Source organism: Pseudomonas sp. ADAK18 (assembly GCF_012935695.1).
In the GTDB taxonomy this organism is placed as follows: domain Bacteria; phylum Pseudomonadota; class Gammaproteobacteria; order Pseudomonadales; family Pseudomonadaceae; genus Aquipseudomonas.
Map to the genome: position 1 here is coordinate 637,941 of NZ_CP052859.1, position 17,600 is coordinate 655,540.

Sequence of the window (17,600 nt, forward strand, 5' to 3'; positions counted from 1 at the left end):
CGTCAGCCCGAAAGCGCGGGGCGGGCAGTCATGATTGCGTACCTGTTGTTATTGGTTTTGCAGGTGCGGGCCATGGTGCGGGGCAGCGGCAGGGGGATTCAATCGGGCAGGGCGGGTTTTGGGCGGTGATCGAACGAAAGTAGTCAGGCGCTGCCCCGGCGGCTGGAAAACAAAAAGCCCACCAAAAGGTGGGCTTCGTTTTTGCCGGTGTTATCAGAACAACTTCAACTTCGGCGCTTCTTCTTTCAACGGCTCATTTTTCGCCGTCTGTTCGTTCCAGCCACCACCCAGCGCTTTATACAAAGTCACTTCGCTGGTCAGCTGTGCCAGGCGGTCGGTGATCAGCGTTTGCTGGGCACTGAACAACTGGCGCTGGGCGTCGAGGAAGGTCAGGTTGCTGTCGACACCAATGCGGTAGCGGCGCTCGGCCAGACGGTAGTAGTCCTGGTTGGCGGAGACGAAATCACGCTGGGCCTGCAACTGTTGGTTGTAGGTCGCGCGTGCTGTCAGGCCGTCGGAGACTTCCTGGAAGCCAGTCTGGATCGCTTTCTCGTAGGTCGCGACGTTGATCTCTTTCTGGATTTTCGAGTAATCCAGGCTGGCACGCAGGCTGCCGGCGTTGAAGATCGGAATGTTGATCTGCGGCGCAAACGACCAGGTGCCCGAGCCGCCTTTGAACAGGCCGCCGAGGTCCGGGCTCAGGGTGCCGGCGTTGGCCGTCAGGCTGATGCTCGGGAAGAACGCAGCCCGTGCCGCGCCAATGTTGGCGTTGGCAGCCTTGAGGTTGTACTCGGCTTGCAGGATGTCGGGACGACGTTGCAGCAGGTCCGAAGGCAGACCGGCCGGTACTTCGCTCAACAGGTCATCAGCCAATGGGCGGCTGACAAGGTTTGCCGGCAGGCCGGTGCCCAGTAGCAGGGTCAGGCTGTTTTCGTCCTGCGCCACCTGGCGGGTGTAGCGCGCCAGTTGGACCCGGGCGCTTTCCACCGAGGTACGTGACTGACTCAAGTCCAGAGCCGAGGCCACGCCGACTTCGTTGCTGCGAGAGGTGAGCCGATAGCTCTCCTCGTAGGCACCCAGGGTGTCCTGGGTCAGTTTCAGCAGTTCCTTGTCGGCCTGCCAGGTCAGGTAGGCGTTGGCCACGCTGGCCACCAGGCTGATCTGCGTGCTGCGGCGAGCCTCTTCGGTGGCAAAGTACTTCTGCAGCGCTTCTTCGCTCAGGCTGCGAACCCGACCGAACAGGTCGAGTTCATAGGAGCTGACGCCGAGGGTGACCGATGCCGAACTGGTGATGGTCTCCGAACCGGTTGACGACATATTCGCCGGCGTACGCTGGCGACTGCTGCTGCCATTGGCCGAAACCGCCGGGAACAGGTCAGCGCGCTGGATGCGGTACTGGGCAGCGTAGGCGTCGATGTTCAGGGCCGCGACACGAAGGTCACGGTTGTTCACCAATGCAGTCTGGATCAGCTGTTGCAGGGCAGGGTCATGGAAAAACTGCTTCCAGCCTTGCTCGGCAGCGGCCTGGCCCGGTGCCTGGGCCGACGAATACGCCGGCCCCTGCGGGAACTGCGCGGCCACCGGCGCTTCGGGGCGCTGATAGTCAGGTATCAGCGAGCAGCCACTAAGCACGAATGCCGTAACTGCCAGGGAAAGTAGCGACTTGCTCATCGGCCAGCCTCATTGTGTGGAGTTTCAGTGTCGTCTGGTTTGTCCGCATTTTTCCTGCGGCCCATGGACGATACCGTGACGAAGAACAGGGGTACCCAGAAGATCGCCAGGATGGTAGCGGTGATCATACCGCCGATCACTACGGTACCGATGGCGTGTTGGCTTCCCGAGCCCGCGCCCGTGGAGATGGCCAGTGGCACCACGCCGAGAATAAACGCCAGGGACGTCATGATGATTGGACGCAGACGCATGCGGCAGGCCTCAATGGCGGCCTCCTGCAAGCTCTTGCCCTGTTCATGAAGGTCTTTGGCGAACTCGACGATCAGGATGGCGTTTTTCGCCGCCAGACCAATGGTGGTCAACAGACCCACCAGGAAGTACACGTCGTTGGACAGACCGCGCAGCGTGGTCGCCAGCAGCGCACCGATAATCCCCAGCGGCACCACCAGAACAACCGCGATCGGAATCGACCAGCTTTCGTACAGTGCCGCCAGGCACAGGAACACCATCAGCAACGATAGGGCAAACAAGGCCGGTGCCTGGGAACCTGCCAGACGTTCCTCGTAAGACAGGCCGGTCCAGGAGATACCGACACCTTTTGGCAGTTTCGCGGCGATACGCTCAACTTCCGCCATGGCCTCACCGGTACTGTAGCCAGGCGCCGGAGCACCGAGGATTTCCATCGCTTCCACGCCGTTGTAACGGGCCAGTTTCGGCGAACCGTAGACCCACTCACCCTTGGCGAAGGCAGAGAACGGCACCATGGTTCCGGCGCTGTTGCGCACGTACCATTTCTTCAGGTCTTCCGGACTCATGCGAGAGTTATCGCGACCTTGCAGGAACACCTTCTTCACCCGACCGCGGTCGATGAAGTCGTTGACATAGCTACTGCCCAGCGCAATCGACAGGGTGTTGTTGATGTCAGACAGGGTCACGCCCAAGGCGCTGGCCTTCTCGTCGTCGACCTCCAACTGGTATTGCGGTTCGTCGTTCAGGCCGTTTGGACGGACCTGGCTGAGGATCTTGCTTTGCGCCGCCATGCCCAGGAACTGGTTACGCGCTTCCATCAGCTTCTCGTGGCCGATACCGGCACGGTCTTGCAGGAATACGTCGAAACCGGTGGCGTTACCCAACTCCAGTACGGCCGGCGGAGCAAAGGCAAACACCATTGCATCGCGGAAGCTGAAGAAGTGCATCTGTGCACGTTGGGCCAGCTTGAACACGCTGTTGTCAGCGTTACGCTCGTCCCATGGTTTGAGCATGATGAACGCCATACCCGAACTCTGGCCACGACCGGCGAAGTTGAAGCCGGTCACGGTGAACACCGAGTTCACAGCGTCACCCTCACCACCGTCCTTGGCTGGACGCAGGAGGTATTCGCGCATTTCGTCGACCACCACCTGGGTACGTTCGGCACTGGAACCGGCTGGCGTCTGGACCTGGGCAAACAGCACGCCTTGGTCTTCTTCCGGAAGGAAGGACGACGGGATACGCAGGAACATCCAGATCATGCCCACGAAGATGATCACGTAGATCAGCAGGTACGGTGCCTTGTGCCGTAGGATATTGCCCACGCCACGCTCGTAGCTCTTCACGCTGCGGTCGAAAGTGCGGTTGAACCAGCCGAAGAATCCGCGCTTTGGCGTGCCGTGTTCACCCTTGGGAATGGCCTTGAGCATGGTGGCGCACAGGGCAGGGGTGAAGATCAGGGCAACCAGTACGGACAGCGCCATGGCTGACACGATGGTGATCGAGAACTGTTTGTAGATTACGCCGGTGGAGCCGCCGAAGAACGCCATCGGCAACAGTACGGCCGACAGCACCAGCGCGATACCCACCAGCGCACCCTGGATCTGCCCCATCGATTTGATGGTGGCATCCTTGGGTGACAGGCCTTCCTCACTCATCACCCGTTCGACGTTCTCCACCACAACGATGGCATCGTCCACCAGCAAGCCGATGGCGAGCACCATTGCGAACATGGTCAACGTGTTGATGCTGAAACCGAAGGCCGCGAGGATCCCGAAGGTACCCAGCAATACCACCGGTACCGTCATGGTGGTGATCACCGTGGCGCGGAAGTTTTGCAGGAACAGGAACATCACCAGGAACACCAGCACGATCGCTTCGACCAGGGTTTCAACTACACCCTTGATCGACTCGGTCACCACTGGAGTGGTGTCGTACGGGAATACCACTTTCATCCCAGCAGGGAAGAAGGGTTCCAGGTCGGCGATGGTCTGGCGCAACGCTTTTGCGGTGTCCAGGGCGTTGGCGCCGTTGGCCAGTTTCACGGCCAGGCCGGAAGCCGGGCTGCCGTTGAACTGGGCGCTGATGCTGTAGTTTTCACCACCGAGGCCAACATCGGCCACATCACCGACGCGCACTTGCGAGCCGTCAGCGTTGACCTTGAGCAGGATCGCCTTGAACTGCTCGGCAGTCTGCAGGCGGGTCTTGCCAATGATCGTGGCGTTCAGCTGTGTGCCTGGGGCTGCCGGCAAACCACCCAGTTGCCCGGAGGACACCTGTACGTTCTGCGCGGAAATAGCGTTCTTCACATCGACCGGAGTCAGGTTGAAGTTGTTCAGTTTGGCCGGATCGAGCCAGATACGCATGGCGTACTGGGCACCGAAGACTTGGAAGTCACCTACACCGGCAGTCCGCGAGATCGGGTCCTGCATGTTGGACACGATGTAGTTGGACAGGTCGTCCTTGGTCATGCTGCCGTCGGTGGATACCACACCGATCACCAGCAGGAAGTTCTTCACGGCCTTGGTGACGCGGATACCCTGTTGCTGCACTTCTTGAGGCAGCAGCGGGGTGGCCAGGTTCAGCTTGTTCTGCACCTGAACCTGAGCGGTGTCCGAGTTGGTGCCTTGTTCGAACGTCGCGGTAATGGTCATGCTGCCGTCGGAGTTACTTTCCGAGGAGACATAACGCAGGTTGTCGATACCGTTGAGCTGCTGCTCGATAACCTGCACCACGGTGTCCTGCACGGTTTGTGCAGAGGCGCCTGGGTAGGTCACGGAGATGGCGATCGCCGGTGGGGCGATGCTCGGGTACTGGTTAATGGGCAACTTGAGGATCGATAGAGCACCGACCAGCATGATCACCAGGGCAATTACCCAGGCGAAAATCGGGCGGTTGATGAAAAAGTTCGACATGGTTTACTCCCCTTTGCCGCCCGCAGCTTTATCAGTTGCCGGGGCAGGGGCCGGGTTTGCTGCCTTCACGTTAGTCGCTTCGGTAGCCTTGACTTCAACGCCAGGGCGCACGAATTGCAGTCCTTCAGTGATCACGCGATCACCGGCTTTGAGGCCGTCTTCGATCAGCCATTGGCTGCCAACGGTACGGCTGGCCTTGAGCTGGCGCAATTCGACCTTGTTGTCCGCACCGACCACCAGAGCAGTTGGCGTGCCTTTGAGGTCACGGGTCACACCCTGTTGCGGGGCAAGAATCGCCGCGCTGTTCACACCGGCCTGCAATTGCGCGTGGACAAACATGCCCGGCAGCAGGGTGTGGTCAGGGTTGGGGAACACGGCACGAATGGTCACGGAACCGGTGGTTTCGTCGACCGAGACTTCCGAGAACTCCAGCTTGCCGTCGAGGCTGTACGGGCTGCCATCTTCCAGGGTCAGTTTGACCTTGGCCGAGTTGTCACCGGCTTTTTGCAGGCGACCGCTTTCCAGCTCGCGGCGCAACTCCAGCAGTTCAACCGAGGACTGGGTGACGTCGACGTAGATCGGGTCCAGTTGCTGGATCACCGCCATGGCGTTGGTCTGGCCGTTGCTGACCAGGGCACCTTCGGTGACCGAGGAGCGGCCAATGCGGCCAGTCAGCGGTGCGTAGACCTTGGTGTAGCGCACGTTGATATCGGCGCTTTGCAAGTTGGCTTCCGATGTCAGGCGGTTGGCGACGGCAGTGTCGTACTCCTGCCGGCTGACAGCCTGTTCGTTGACCAATTGCTTGTAGCGATCGGAAATCGACTTGGTCTGTTGCAGGTTGGCCTGGGCGCTTTTCAGGGTGGCCTCATAGACCGACGGATCGATCTGATAGAGCTGCTGGCCTTCTTTGACGTCACCGCCTTCCTTGAACAGGCGTTTGAGAATGATGCCGTTGACCTGAGGACGGACTTCCGCGATGCGGTAAGCCGTGGTGCGGCCCGGGAGCTCGGACGTCAGGGTGAAGGCTTGAGGTTGAATGGTGACCACGCCGACCTGAGGGGTTTGAGCGGGCGGAGCCGCTTCTTCCTTTTTACATCCGCTGAGCAGCGATGCCAGGGCGACGGCAGTGACCAGAGCGGTAACAGCTGGCTTAAGTTGCATGAAGATCCTCGGGTCAGGCGCGCAAAGTGCGCACAAGAATGGTGGAAGGGTAAAAAACAGGCACTGAGTGGATAAGTAGCTTGCTACGCAATATACTTACGTTCATGGTTGTTTGTAAACTCTTGACAGGCGTCCAGGATTCGTAACAAACCCGCCTCGAAAGCCACGATTTTAGTACGTTCGAAGCCCTTGATGGCCTCGTCCCATAATTATTCAGATGATCCTTAGCGATCACTCCATGTGTTCTGATTGAGGTTTTACTGCCATGGTCCGTCGTACCAAAGAGGAAGCTCAGGAAACGCGCAAACAGATACTTGAAGCCGCCGAGCAAGCCTTTTACGAGCGCGGGGTTGCGCGTACCACGCTGGCGGATATCGCAGCGTTGGCCGGTGTGACGCGCGGTGCCATCTATTGGCATTTCAGCAATAAGGCCGACCTGGTGCAGGCGATGCTCGACACCTTGCATGAGCCTCTGGACGAAATGGCCAGGGCCAGCGAGAGCGAGGACGAAGTCGACCCGCTGGGCTGTATGCGCAAGTTGCTGATTCATCTGTTCCGTCAAGTGGCCCTGGATCCGAAAACCCGGCGCATCAATGAGATTTTGTTTCATAAGTGCGAATTCACCGATGAAATGTGTGATCTGCGCCGTCAGCGTCAGACGGCCAGCCTTGAATGCAATTTGCGCATCGGGTTGGCCCTGCGTAACGCGGTCCATCGCGGGCAGCTACCGGAAAACCTCGACACCGTACGTGCGGCGGTGTGCATGCATGCCTATATCGACGGGATCCTCGGCCAGTGGCTGCTGGTGCCGGACAGTTTTCAGCTACACCAGGAGGCTGAGCGCTGGGTCGATATCGGGTTGGACATGCTGCGCTTGAGCCCTGGCCTGCGCAATTAAGACAAAATGCGTAATTGAGTCTAGTTGTGTCAACAGTAAAGACTCAAGGCGCTCAATCGAACCTGCGCCTGATTTTCTGGGGTGACGTTATACGTCAGGTTGATACGTAGCCGGCTAAGTATTTTGTAGCGATATTGTTGCAAGGCTGTGAAGGAGTGTTTCCCGTCGCCTTTATAAGAGTGAACTTGCTTTGGGCGCCGTCTCTCCTGCGGGTTCTACCTTTGTCTTCTTTAGAACGTTGAGATGCTGGCGCATGTCTCGTTGAGATTCAAGCGCATCAGGCTACGTGCCTTCTTGAGGGGCGACTTCATTGGGGTACCAAGGCGTTGCACCATGAAAAAGCCGGCGGCCCCAAACGAGGCTGCCGGCTTTCAGGTGTCATCAGCTCACCCTACGTGGGTCATTACGCCGCGTGAGTCAGTTCTGACTCCAGAATCAGGCTCGGAACTGCTACCCAGGTATTGATACCACCATCGGTTTCAACAACGACGCTCAGGTCCAACTCCGGGTGTATGTCGTTGATGGAAGGCAGCGTCATTTCACCGGCAAACAACTCGCCCGATGCATCCTGTAGCAAGTCGGACAACGACAGAGCCAGGGGCACCACGTCACTGGTGGTGTCGTCTTGTACTGCGGTCATCAATATTGATTCATCATCAATGCCAATGTGCAGAGTGAAAGGCGTCGAGTCGCTTACACCGTCGGACACAGTGAACACATTATGACCAGAAGCCAGCGAGCGGTTGCTATCTACACCCACTTCCCATGTCCCGTCTGACTGCACTACACCGCTACCGACCAGCAAGCGATCTCCGCCAGTGCTCACAAACAAGAACACCGGCGCATCCGGTTCACCATGGCCGTGGAAGACCGGCTGATGCTCGTCAGTGGCGCTACCGTCGCCAATCATTCCAGTCATCGGGCCTGTCAGGTCAAATGCTGACTCGATCACCAACGTTGCCGCTTGCGGAGCGTTAATCACGGTCAACACGAACGGATCGGACACCACATCATCCCCTCTCACGGTGAAAACGTGTTCGCCGGGTGCGAGGGCGCGTGGCGAGAGCAAGTTCCAACTGCCATCATCAGCCACTACGGTACTCACCATGTACCTGCCGTCTACGTACAGGGATACCGTGGTGTTCGGTTCGCCACGACCCTGCAGCGTCGGCCGCGCGTCGTCGGTGGTAGCACCGTCGCCAATCAAACCAGTATTGGCACCGATATTATCCAGCGCAGATTCGATCACTGGCTTGCCAAGGGTCGCTTCGGTCACGTTCAACACGAACGGTTCCGAACGATCGCCATTGTTGTCCGTCAGCGTAAACACGTGATTACCTGGCGCCAGGGAAACCTGATCGCTGATCGTCCAGTTGCCGTTCGCATCTACCAGGGTAGTAGCAAGGCGAGTGTCGCCCTCATAAAGGTAAATGCGAATACCTGGCTCGCCCTTACCGGAGAATGACGGGGTGCTGTCATCCGTACTACCACCGCTGATGACCGTGCCCGGTTCACCCCTATCGTCGTAAATTGATTCGATCACTGGCTTGCCAAGGGTCGCTTCGTTCACGTTCAACACGAACGGTTCCGAACGCTCGCCGTTGTTGTCCGTCAGCGTAAACACGTGATTACCCGGCGCCAGGAAAACCTGATCGCTGATCGTCCAGTTGCCGTTCGCATCTACCAGAGTAGTAGCAAGGCGAGTGTCGCCCTCGTAAAGGTAAATGCGAATACCTGGTTCGCCCTTGCCGGAGAATGACGGGGTGTTGTCATCCGTACTACCGCCGCTGATGACCGTGCCCGATTCACCGTTATCGTCGTAAATCGATTCGATTACTGGCTTGCCAGAGGGTTTTTCAGGAACTCCGGTCACGTTCAGCACAAACGGCTCCGAATGCTCACCTCCGTGGGCCCTCACTGTGAATACGTGCTCGCCAGACGACAGTTGATTTGAATCAATCGTCCAATTGCCGTCTGCATCCGCTAAGGCCCTGGAGACAACCTGATTGTCTTCATACAGGTAAACGTAGGTGCCAGGCTCACCCTTGCCGGTGAAAGTCGGGGTGTCGTCGTCAGTATTACCATCGCTGATGATCGTGCCTGTTTCGCCCACATTGTCGTAAGCCGAGGTGATTACGGGCTGGGCGACGTCCATCGCCGTTACCGTCACATGGAACGGTTCGGAACCCTCACCTGCTTCGTTGACCACGGTAAAGGCATGTTCACCTGGCTCGATCAGGGTGTCGAAGAAAAATACCTGTAGGCTCCAGCCGCCTGCCTTGTCGACGAGCGTCTGTCCCAGTACCTGGCCGTTGTCGTAGATCGTCACTACTGAACCTGGCTCACCTTGGCCACGCAACTGCGGAGCGGGATCGTCCATGCTGCCGCCGTTATTGACGATTTGCGAAGCGCCGTGTTTATCCAGTATCGCGGTGATCGACGGCGTTGATAATAGACCCGCCCCCAGACCGACCGGGTTGCTGCTGTTTAACATTTCGACCAGCGCACTCCCGACTCCTGCTTCAACAATCAACTGTGCTGGATTGATACTCTTGTCATTCGGGTTCATTTGAGATCCTTGATTATTTGTAATTGGATGTAGTGATCTCTCCGGGCATGTACCTAACCGAAAAATGATCAGGGCTCCATCTGGGCAGAGAAAATCCTGAGCCACACAGGACATCTCCATGGATCCTGACTCTTGAGTGCACTGAACGAAGGGGCGTTACATTTTTCTTGCGAAAAAGTTTCCGCTTAACTGAATGCATGATCACCGCCAACATTTGTGTGAGCAGTCGTCGTGCTGGCGAGGGAGTATTGGCGGGGAGCGACGCAAGCGTCGCTACGCTATATGGCGTCAATGGAAACAGCCCTCAACGAGGGGCCGTGACCGGATTGGAAACAGCTTGGATTGATCTCAATATTGGAGCGCGGTAATCCGGCTAAGTCGTATAGCCCGAACCGCCGTAGGATGATGAGAGGGCGGTGGTTGTGAGGCCACCCCCACTCGATTCAGCAGATCAGAGTGCCAGGGTCGGGTAGTCGATGTAGCCGACCGGGCCCTTGGCGTAGAACGTCTCAGGATGCGCTTCATTCAGTGGCGCATCGGCCTTCAGGCGAGCCGGCAGATCCGGGTTGGCAATGAAGGGCACACCAAAGGCCACCGCATCCGCTTTGCCCGAGGCCAGCCAGGCATTGGCGCTGTCCTTGGTGAAGCGTTCGTTGACGATGTACGGGCCGCCGAACGCTGCCTTGAGCTGTGGGCCCAGGCTGTCGCCGGCTTCTTTCTCACGGGAGCAAATGAAGGCGATGCCACGCTTGCCCAGTTCACGAGCGACGTAGGTGAACGTTTCCGACAGGTTTTCATCGCCCATGTCGTGAAGATCGGCGCGGGGCGACAAATGCACACCCACACGGCCAGCGCCCCAGACTTCGATCGCCGCGTCAGTCACTTCCAACAGCAGGCGGGCACGGTTTTCCACGGAACCCCCGTAGTTGTCAGTGCGCTGGTTGCTGCTGCTTTGCAGAAACTGGTCGAGCAGGTAGCCGTTGGCCCCGTGGATCTCTACACCGTCAAAACCGGCGGCCTTGGCATTCTCGGCACCTACGCGGTAAGCGTCGACGATGTCGGCGATTTCAGCGGTTTCCAGGGCGCGCGGAGTAGGGAAGTCGGCCAGCGGGCGGACCAGGCTGACGTGGCCCTTAGGCTGCAGGGCGCTCGGGGCCACCGGGGTCTCGCCGTTGAGGTAGGACCCGTGAGAAATCCGGCCGACGTGCCACAGTTGCAGGAAGATCTTGCCGCCTGCGCCGTGTACGGCTTTGGTCACGTTGGCCCAGCCGCGTACCTGGTCGTTGGACCAGATGCCCGGGGTGTCCGGGTAACCCACGCCCATCGGCGTCACGGAAGTCGCTTCGCTGAGGATCAGCCCGGCGGACGCCCGTTGTACGTAGTATTCAGCCATCAGCGCATTGGGGACGCGACCGGCGTCGGCACGGCAGCGGGTCAGCGGCGCCATGATGATGCGGTTCGACAGTTCCAGGTCGCCCAGTTTGATCGGATCGAAAATAGTCGTCATGGGAAACACCCTTCTCTTTAGTTGATCAGTTAGTCGCAGGGGCCAGGTCGGCATCGCCGCTCTGACGGAAAGTAATCAGGGTCACCAGCAGGGCGAGGACCGCCAGGACTGCAGCGGCCAAAGGCACGCTGGTCAGGCCGAAACCATGGGCGATCACGCTGCCGCCGACCCAGGCACCGAGGGCGTTGCCGACGTTGAAAGCACCGATGTTCAAGGTGGACACCAGGTTGGGGGCCGCCTTGCCGAAGGTCACCACGTTGATCTGCAGCGCCGGTACGGCGGCAAACGAGGCGGTGGCCCAGAGGAACAGGGTGATTTCAGTCGGGATCAGCGCGACGCTGGTCCAGGTCAGCACCGTGGAGACCACCGCCATGCTGATAAACACACCGATCAGGGTGGCCGCCAGGCGCTTGTCCGCCAGCTTGCCGCCAATGATGTTGCCGACAGTCAGGCCGAGGCCGATCAGCAGCAGGGTCCAGGTCACACCTTTGGGCGAGACGCCAGTGACATCCCCCAACAACGGTGCGACGTAGGTGAAGAGGGTGAACATGGATGCCGAAAACAGCGCGGTCATGGTCAACGACAGCCAAATGCCGGCGCCCTTGAGGGCCTTGAGTTCGGCACGCATGTCGAGTTTTTCTTCATCGCGCTTGGCCGGCAAGAAGCGGATCAGACCGATCAAGGCGACTACGCCAATCACGGTTACCGCCCAGAAGGTCGAGCGCCAGCCGGCTTCCTGACCCAGCGCGGTACCCAGCGGTACGCCGAGGACGTTTGCCAAGGTCAGGCCGGTGAACATCAAGGCCACGGCCGAAGCGCGCTTGTTGGCCGGCACCAGATTGGCTGCCACGACCGAACCGATACCAAAGAAGGCACCGTGGCACAGCGCGGTGACCACACGGGCAAGCATCAGCACGTTGTAGTCGCTGGCCATGGCACAGAGCAAGTTGCCGATGATGAAAATGCCCATCAACACTACTAGTGCGGCCTTGCGCGGCAGCTTGGCGGTGGCCAGTGCCATGAAGGGCGCACCGATGGCCACACCCAGGGCGTAGCCAGTCACCAGCCAGCCGGCGCCGGGAATCGATACACCCAGGTCGGCCGCCACATCGGGCAGCAGGCCCATGATGACGAACTCGGTGGTACCGATGGCGAAGGCGCTTAAGGCCAGGATGAGTAGCGAGAGGGGCATTGTCAGGTCCTTGTTACAGCGGTGTGCTGAGTTCTTCGGTGAGCGCTTTGAGGAAGGCTTGGATCACATCCTCGTTGCGTTTGAAAAAGTGCCATTGGCCGGCCTTCTGGCTGCTGATCAGCCCCGCCCGTTGCAAGTTGGCCAGGTGGGCTGACACGGTCGACTGGGACAAGCCGCAGCGCTGGTCGATCTGCCCGGCGCAAATGCCGTATTCGTGGTTGTGCAGTTGCTCGGGGAACTGCACTTTCGGGTCTTTCAGCCAGTTGAGGATGTCTCGCCGTACTGGGTGCGCCAGGGCTTTTATTATTTCGTCGAGGTCGATGGACATGGCAGTGGTGCTCGGTTTTGGTAAAACGTTATATCGCGATGAAGCGAACTTTAAATCGTTATATCTCGATACACCAATATGATTTTGGTCTTAAACCAGATTAAATCGGTATATCGGGTTATAACGATACGTTAGCGGCAGTGTTAGACTGCGCGCCATGAATTATCTCGCACATCTGCACCTGGGCGGCCAACTTCCTGCTCAACTGCTCGGCAGCCTGTATGGCGACTTCGTTAAAGGTCGCCTGCAAGGCCAGTTCAGCCCGCAAATCGAGTCGGCGATTCAACTGCATCGCTCAATCGATCGCTACACCGATAGCCACCCGCTTGTAGGGGCGGCGCTGTCGCGTTTCAGCCTGACCCGTCGACGCTACGCAGGAATCGTCCTTGATGTGTTTTTCGATCATTGCCTGGCGCGGGATTGGGCGTTGTATGCCGATCAGCCACTGGAGCGGTTTACGTCGGATGTGTATCGGGTGCTGGCGGCGGAACCGGCATTGCCGGGGAGGCTGGCGCAGATTGCGCCGTATATGGCGGCGGATGACTGGTTGGGTTCTTATCGCGAATTTGCGGTGATGGAACAGGTACTTCGGGGAATCGCCCGGCGCCTGACACGGCCCGAGGAATTGGGCCATGCCATGCAGGAATTGCGGCAGTTGTATGAGCCACTGAGTGAGGATTTTCGAGTGTTCTACCCACAATTGCAGGCGTTTTCGAACAGCCAACTGGCAACACAGAGCTAAATGTGGGAGCTGGCTTGCCTGCGATAGCGGTCTGCCAGTTGATATCTCTATTGCTGATCCATTGCTATCGCAGGCAAGCCAGCTCCCACATTTGAACCGTGTTCATATCACTTCAAGCCGCAAACGCTGGCCGAACCGGCATTCTTTCGGTCTCAGGCACCGCCCCAAACAACGCCTTCTGCACTGCCTGCTGCGCCTGAAACGCCAGCGCCGCACGCTCCTGCCCACCACAGACAATCGGCTTGAGCAGATGAATCTCCACATCCCCCTGATCATTGCTAAACAAGCGCATCAGGTGCGAGAGCAAATCATCATCCCCAATAAACGGCGCCAGCGGATCAATCTGTCCGTCACGCAGATAACGAATCGCCACCGGTTGCAACGACACCTCGGCTTCAATTGCACTGGCCAGCAACCGGCCGTGAAAAGTCCGCAAGGCGCGCCCGTCGGTGGTGGTGCCCTCCGGAAACATCAGCAGCGGGTGCTTTTGCTCCAGATGTCGGGTCATCTGCTTGCGGATCAACTGGCTGTCGCCCGAGCCGCGCCGGATAAACAAACTACCGGCCTTCGCCGCCAGCCAGCCCGCCACCGGCCAGGTGCGCACCTCAGCCTTGGACAGAAACGACATCGGCGCCACCATCCCCAACAACGGGATATCGGTCCAGGACACATGATTGCTGACCCACAACATCGACTGTTGCGGCAACTCACCGTGAACCGTCACACGAAAGGGCAGGGCATTGCTCAGTCGCGCCATGAAAAACCGCGACCAGCGCTGGCGCCGGACCATGGAGTTGGCGACCCTCAGGCGTTCGAACAGGCCAAACACACCGGCCATGCTCAAACCCAGGGCCACCACCAACAGTACGCGGGCGATCCGCCCGTAGACCCGAAGGCGGCTCATCACATGGCTGCCTTGAAGTGGCGGGCGTAGCGCGGGCACAGTTCGTCGCGCTTGAGCAGGATGAACACGTCGGCCACTTGGAAGTCTTCGTCCCAGCACGGCTCGCCGCAAATCTTCGCCCCCAGGCGCATGTAGGCCTTGAGCAAAGGCGGCATTTCGGCGATGACGTTGGAGGGCAGGTCGAGGCTTGGCAGCGGCTTTTTCGGCTCGGCCCGCAGGTGTTCGTTGCACAGGTAGCGCTCGCGCAAGCGCTGCATGATGGCGTGAGCCTGGATACCACCATCGTGCATCGGAATGCTCGCGCAGCCCATCAGGTAGCTGTAGCCGCCCTGGTTGAGGACCTCCGCCAATTCGCCCCACAACACGGCGATGGTGCCGCCGTTGCGGTAGGCCGGGTCGACGCAGGTGCGACCGATTTCCAGGATCGGCCCCTGCAAGTGGCCCAGGCCATGGAGGCTGAATTCTTCTTCACTGTAGAACCGGCCCAACGTGCTGGCAGCCTGGTGATCCAGCAAACGGGTGGTAGCCACCAGTCGACCGCTGTTCAAGTCCCGCACGCCGATATGGCTGCAGTGAACATCATAGTCATCCATGTCCAGGCCCAGTTCCGCGCCTTTCAGCTTGGCGTTGAATTCGCCGCTGAACACGTTGAAACGCAGGGCCTGGGCTTCCTGCAAAGCCTGGGCACCGATTAGGCGTTCGGCTTGCAGACGGCGTTCATTGCCGGTGTCGCTGATGCGGGCGATCTGAGTCATAGCGAGTCTCCAGGTGCCGGCCAGGGTTGCGGCCAGTCGACTTGTTTGTGCAAAGTCAGGCTATGTACCCCCGGTGTCATCTCCATGAAGTTACGATGACGCTTAGATGACAGCCCTTTGAGGACGCCCCCATGCCTTGGCCCGCCTTGCTCGATCGCCCCGACCGCCTGCCTGCCCATGCTGACCTGGCTGAGGGCTACAGCGTTTTGTTACAGCGACTGGGGCCTATGACCCCTTTCGAATTGGCAGTGCGGGGCGGGCACCTCATGACGACGCCGGGCTTGGCGTTTCTGGTGGGTTACCAGGCAGCGTTGCGCGCCCTGTGGCCCAGCGCGCCCCATAGCCTCGGCGCTTTATGTGTGACGGAGCAGCGCAGCCTGCGGCCGGTGGATATGCAAACGCGCCTGGATGATTTGCGCCTGACGGGCCGCAAGGATTTCGTCACCGCCGGCGATGCTGCCGACTGGCTGTTGGTGGCCGCCCGTTGCGAAGGTCCGGATGAGAAACCACGGCTGAGCCTGGCGGTGGTCCTGGCCGGTGATACGGGTGTGCGTCTGGAACCGCTGCCCGCCATCGCGCTGATGCCGGACATCAGCCATGGCCGGGTGCACCTGGATAACGTGTTGTGCGAGCGTTTACCGGGAGACGGTTGGGACCATTACGTCAAACCCTTCCGCACCCTGGAAGACACTTATGTACTCAGTGCGATGACCACCTGGCTCTATGGCGTCGGCCAGGAATGCGATTGGCCACAAGGCTTGCGTCTGCAATTGTTGGCGTTGTTGGCGGGGTGCGCGGAGGTCAGTCGCCAGCCAACGGCGTCCGGCGCCGGGCATGTACTGCTGGGGGGCTTGTTTGCGCAGTTTGAGGCACTGAAAGGGCAGGTTAATGACGCGCTGCTCAAAGGCCCCGCGTCCTGGGCAACGATGTGGCAGCGCGACCAGGCGGTGCTGGATCTGGCGGCCGGCGCGAGGGCCAAGCGGCTGGAGAAGGCCCTGAATCCTGCGCACAATTGAGGTGTCGCCAAACCGTCATTTTCCTCGGCTAGGCTCGCGGGCTTGAATGCCCCCCGAGTTCCTCTCCATGGTCAAAGGCCTGTTTTGCGTCGCCTTGCTGTTATTCACCATCACCGCCCGCGCCGAAAACTGGCCGACTAAAGACTGGTCCCGAGGGCAGGTGCTCAGCGGCCCTGCCGTCAAGGCCCTGGAAGACTACGCCTTTGCTGCGCGTGATGACGTCACGCGCAAGGGCATCCGTACCGATGCCTTGCTGGTGATTCGTGACGGCCAAGTGATCTACGAACGTTACGTCGCCCCAACCACTGCCAGCACCCCGCACCTGACCTGGTCCGTCAGCAAAAGCATCATGGCTACGGTGCTGGGCGTGGCCTTCAGCGATTACCGCTTCAAATTGAAAGACCCGGTTGCGCGCTTTTACCCACCGATGAAACAACACCCGACAGTCACCATGGCTGATCTGCTGCACTGGGCCTCGGGCCTGGATTGGCAGGAAGACTATGAGTTTGCCCCGCTGAAGTCCTCGGTGGTGGCGATGCTCTACACCCGTGGCCGGGGCGATATGGCGGAGTTTGCTGCCGATACCGGCACCTTCAGCGGTCCCGGGCAGGCCTTTCGTTATTCCAGCGGCGATACCAATCTGCTGTCCGCCGCCCTCAAAGGCATGCTCGGTCACAAGGCCTATGTCGATTACCCATGGACCGCATTGTTCAAGCCTTTGGGTATTCGCAACGCCACCTGGGAAGCCGATGCCGACGAGACCTTTGTTGCCTCGTCCTACGCCTACCTCACTGCCCGGGACTTGGCGCGGATCGGCCTGTTGATGCAACGGGGCGGGCGTTGGGGCGAGCGGCAGTTGGTGCCCAAGGAGTGGGTCGACTTCAACCGCCAGCCCTTCGATAAATACAGGGCGGGCCAGGACGAAGCGGTTCCTGGCGGCCACTGGTGGCTCAACCGCGAAGTGCAGGGCGCCGCCAAGCCTTGGCCGGATGCACCCGCCGATACCTTTGCCGCCCTTGGCCACTGGGGCCAGGCGCTGTATGTGATGCCCGCCGAGCAGTTGGTGATCGTGCGCTACGGCGATGACCGCGACGGCAGCTATCGCCACAACGAACTGCTCAAACGCGTATTGGCCGCAGTGGCCGGGCAGGTGCAGCCATGATCCGTCGCCATCCGCTCATCAGCCTGTTGCTCTTACTGTTGCTCGCGCTGCTGGGGTGGATCTGGCACGAGCGGGTCAACCTGCAATCCTTCCCCGACATCATCGCCGCCTACACCGCCAAGGAGTACTGCTCCTGCCGCTATGTGGAAGGCAACCCGGGCGAGTATTGCCTGGGTTATGTGAAGCAATACGTGCCCACCAGCGCCTTTGCCGACGACCCGGAGAAACGCCTGGTCACCACCAGCGGACTGGGCCGTACCCACAGTGCCCAGTGGCTGGGTGAACGCCAGGGTTGCCGCCTGACGCCCTGATCGCTGCTGCTGATCGGCTTTTTGTGGCGAGGGGGCAAGCCTCCTCGCCACAGAAAGCCCCGTTGCCACACAGACTCGCCAGCCACAACGGGTCTGTTTGAAGCACAACGAGCCTCCTGAGGTTCCACAGGGTGGAACCACCTTTGATTGTCCTCGTACGCACATCGCGGTTATCTGACGGTGTCGTGCCAAAAACGCAAAAAAGAACGGGAATACCCGC

At 59.5% G+C, this 17,600-nt stretch carries 14 protein-coding genes; 5 read left to right on the forward strand and 9 right to left on the reverse strand.

All coding sequences use genetic code 11. The features are described from left to right. Nucleotides 1–213: 213 nt before the first annotated feature. From adeC to emhA, 3 genes are read right to left on the reverse strand one after another with little or no spacing between them, the layout of a single operon-like run. Nucleotides 214–1,671, reverse strand: coding sequence for an AdeC/AdeK/OprM family multidrug efflux complex outer membrane factor (gene adeC / locus HKK55_RS02880; RefSeq protein ID WP_169353272.1), 1,458 nt, complete (start codon nucleotides 1,669–1,671; stop codon nucleotides 214–216). Further along, complete coding sequence (gene emhB / locus HKK55_RS02885; protein ID WP_169353273.1) at nucleotides 1,668–4,835, reverse strand: efflux RND transporter permease subunit EmhB; 3,168 nt, start codon at nucleotides 4,833–4,835, stop codon at nucleotides 1,668–1,670. The genes adeC and emhB overlap by 4 nt, the downstream gene beginning before the upstream one ends. Before the next feature lie 3 nt (nucleotides 4,836–4,838). After that, complete coding sequence (gene emhA / locus HKK55_RS02890) at nucleotides 4,839–5,996, reverse strand: efflux RND transporter periplasmic adaptor subunit EmhA (RefSeq protein ID WP_169353274.1); 1,158 nt, start codon at nucleotides 5,994–5,996, stop codon at nucleotides 4,839–4,841. 265 nt (nucleotides 5,997–6,261) lie between these two features. Here emhA and emhR point away from each other — a divergent pair, with 265 nt between their 5' ends. Continuing rightward, nucleotides 6,262–6,894, forward strand: coding sequence for an efflux system transcriptional repressor EmhR (gene emhR / locus HKK55_RS02895; RefSeq protein WP_169353275.1), 633 nt, complete (start codon nucleotides 6,262–6,264; stop codon nucleotides 6,892–6,894). A 403-nt stretch (nucleotides 6,895–7,297) separates the two neighbouring features. Here emhR and HKK55_RS02900 read toward each other — a convergent pair whose 3' ends face one another. From HKK55_RS02900 to HKK55_RS02915, 4 genes are all read right to left on the reverse strand, one after another. After that, on the reverse strand, nucleotides 7,298–9,463 hold the full coding sequence (locus tag HKK55_RS02900; protein WP_169353276.1) for an Ig-like domain-containing protein: 2,166 nt from the start codon (nucleotides 9,461–9,463) through the stop codon (nucleotides 7,298–7,300). A gap of 451 nt (nucleotides 9,464–9,914) precedes the next feature. Next, nucleotides 9,915–10,970, reverse strand: a complete 1,056-nt coding sequence (locus tag HKK55_RS02905) for an alkene reductase (protein ID WP_169353277.1) — start codon at nucleotides 10,968–10,970, stop codon at nucleotides 9,915–9,917. 25 nt (nucleotides 10,971–10,995) lie between these two features. Then, on the reverse strand, nucleotides 10,996–12,162 hold the full coding sequence (locus HKK55_RS02910) for an MFS transporter (RefSeq protein ID WP_169353278.1): 1,167 nt from the start codon (nucleotides 12,160–12,162) through the stop codon (nucleotides 10,996–10,998). Nucleotides 12,163–12,175: 13 nt separating this feature from the next. Continuing rightward, nucleotides 12,176–12,490 carry a helix-turn-helix transcriptional regulator gene (locus HKK55_RS02915; protein WP_169353279.1) on the reverse strand — a complete coding sequence of 105 codons (315 nt, stop codon included), beginning with the start codon at nucleotides 12,488–12,490 and terminating at the stop codon, nucleotides 12,176–12,178. Nucleotides 12,491–12,647: 157 nt separating this feature from the next. On the opposite strand from HKK55_RS02915, the gene HKK55_RS02920 reads away from it, so the two are divergent. After that, entirely contained in the window at nucleotides 12,648–13,232 is a 585-nt protein-coding gene (locus HKK55_RS02920; protein WP_169353280.1) for an ACP phosphodiesterase, read from the forward strand. A gap of 112 nt (nucleotides 13,233–13,344) precedes the next feature. Here the strand turns inward: HKK55_RS02920 and HKK55_RS02925 are convergent, their stop codons facing one another. Together HKK55_RS02925 and olsB are read right to left on the reverse strand one after the other, a co-directional pair. Next, nucleotides 13,345–14,136 carry a lysophospholipid acyltransferase family protein gene (locus HKK55_RS02925; RefSeq protein ID WP_169353281.1) on the reverse strand — a complete coding sequence of 264 codons (792 nt, stop codon included), beginning with the start codon at nucleotides 14,134–14,136 and terminating at the stop codon, nucleotides 13,345–13,347. Further along, nucleotides 14,136–14,891, reverse strand: coding sequence for an L-ornithine N(alpha)-acyltransferase (gene olsB, locus HKK55_RS02930; protein WP_169353282.1), 756 nt, complete (start codon nucleotides 14,889–14,891; stop codon nucleotides 14,136–14,138). Before olsB ends, HKK55_RS02925 begins: the two co-directional genes overlap by 1 nt. 131 nt (nucleotides 14,892–15,022) lie before the next feature. On the opposite strand from olsB, the gene HKK55_RS02935 reads away from it, so the two are divergent. From HKK55_RS02935 to HKK55_RS02945, 3 genes are all read left to right on the forward strand, one after another. Further along, on the forward strand, nucleotides 15,023–15,907 hold the full coding sequence (locus tag HKK55_RS02935) for an acyl-CoA dehydrogenase family protein (protein WP_169353283.1): 885 nt from the start codon (nucleotides 15,023–15,025) through the stop codon (nucleotides 15,905–15,907). Between the two features lie 67 nt (nucleotides 15,908–15,974). Beyond that, nucleotides 15,975–17,069, forward strand: coding sequence for a serine hydrolase (locus tag HKK55_RS02940; protein WP_169357770.1), 1,095 nt, complete (start codon nucleotides 15,975–15,977; stop codon nucleotides 17,067–17,069). Beyond that, a complete protein-coding gene (locus HKK55_RS02945) occupies nucleotides 17,066–17,380 on the forward strand; it encodes an amidase (protein WP_169353284.1) in 315 nt (104 codons plus the stop codon). The genes HKK55_RS02940 and HKK55_RS02945 overlap by 4 nt, the downstream gene beginning before the upstream one ends. Nucleotides 17,381–17,600: the final 220 nt, after the last annotated feature.

Excerpts from the sequence above, each read along its gene's own strand:
- emhR (WP_169353275.1), top strand. The coding sequence starts at position 6,262 with ATGGTCCGTCGTACCAAAGAGGAAGCTCAGGAAACGCGCAAACAGATA.
- emhB (WP_169353273.1), bottom strand. The coding sequence starts at position 4,835 with ATGTCGAACTTTTTCATCAACCGCCCGATTTTCGCCTGGGTAATTGCC.
- HKK55_RS02910 (WP_169353278.1), bottom strand. The coding sequence starts at position 12,162 with ATGCCCCTCTCGCTACTCATCCTGGCCTTAAGCGCCTTCGCCATCGGT.
- HKK55_RS02900 (WP_169353276.1), bottom strand. The coding sequence starts at position 9,463 with ATGAACCCGAATGACAAGAGTATCAATCCAGCACAGTTGATTGTTGAA.
- HKK55_RS02920 (WP_169353280.1), top strand. The coding sequence starts at position 12,648 with ATGAATTATCTCGCACATCTGCACCTGGGCGGCCAACTTCCTGCTCAA.
- HKK55_RS02940 (WP_169357770.1), top strand. The coding sequence starts at position 15,975 with ATGGTCAAAGGCCTGTTTTGCGTCGCCTTGCTGTTATTCACCATCACC.
- HKK55_RS02935 (WP_169353283.1), top strand. The coding sequence starts at position 15,023 with ATGCCTTGGCCCGCCTTGCTCGATCGCCCCGACCGCCTGCCTGCCCAT.
- olsB (WP_169353282.1), bottom strand. The coding sequence starts at position 14,891 with ATGACTCAGATCGCCCGCATCAGCGACACCGGCAATGAACGCCGTCTG.
- HKK55_RS02945 (WP_169353284.1), top strand. The coding sequence starts at position 17,066 with ATGATCCGTCGCCATCCGCTCATCAGCCTGTTGCTCTTACTGTTGCTC.
- HKK55_RS02915 (WP_169353279.1), bottom strand. The coding sequence starts at position 12,490 with ATGTCCATCGACCTCGACGAAATAATAAAAGCCCTGGCGCACCCAGTA.
- emhA (WP_169353274.1), bottom strand. The coding sequence starts at position 5,996 with ATGCAACTTAAGCCAGCTGTTACCGCTCTGGTCACTGCCGTCGCCCTG.
- HKK55_RS02905 (WP_169353277.1), bottom strand. The coding sequence starts at position 10,970 with ATGACGACTATTTTCGATCCGATCAAACTGGGCGACCTGGAACTGTCG.
- adeC (WP_169353272.1), bottom strand. The coding sequence starts at position 1,671 with ATGAGCAAGTCGCTACTTTCCCTGGCAGTTACGGCATTCGTGCTTAGT.
- HKK55_RS02925 (WP_169353281.1), bottom strand. The coding sequence starts at position 14,136 with ATGAGCCGCCTTCGGGTCTACGGGCGGATCGCCCGCGTACTGTTGGTG.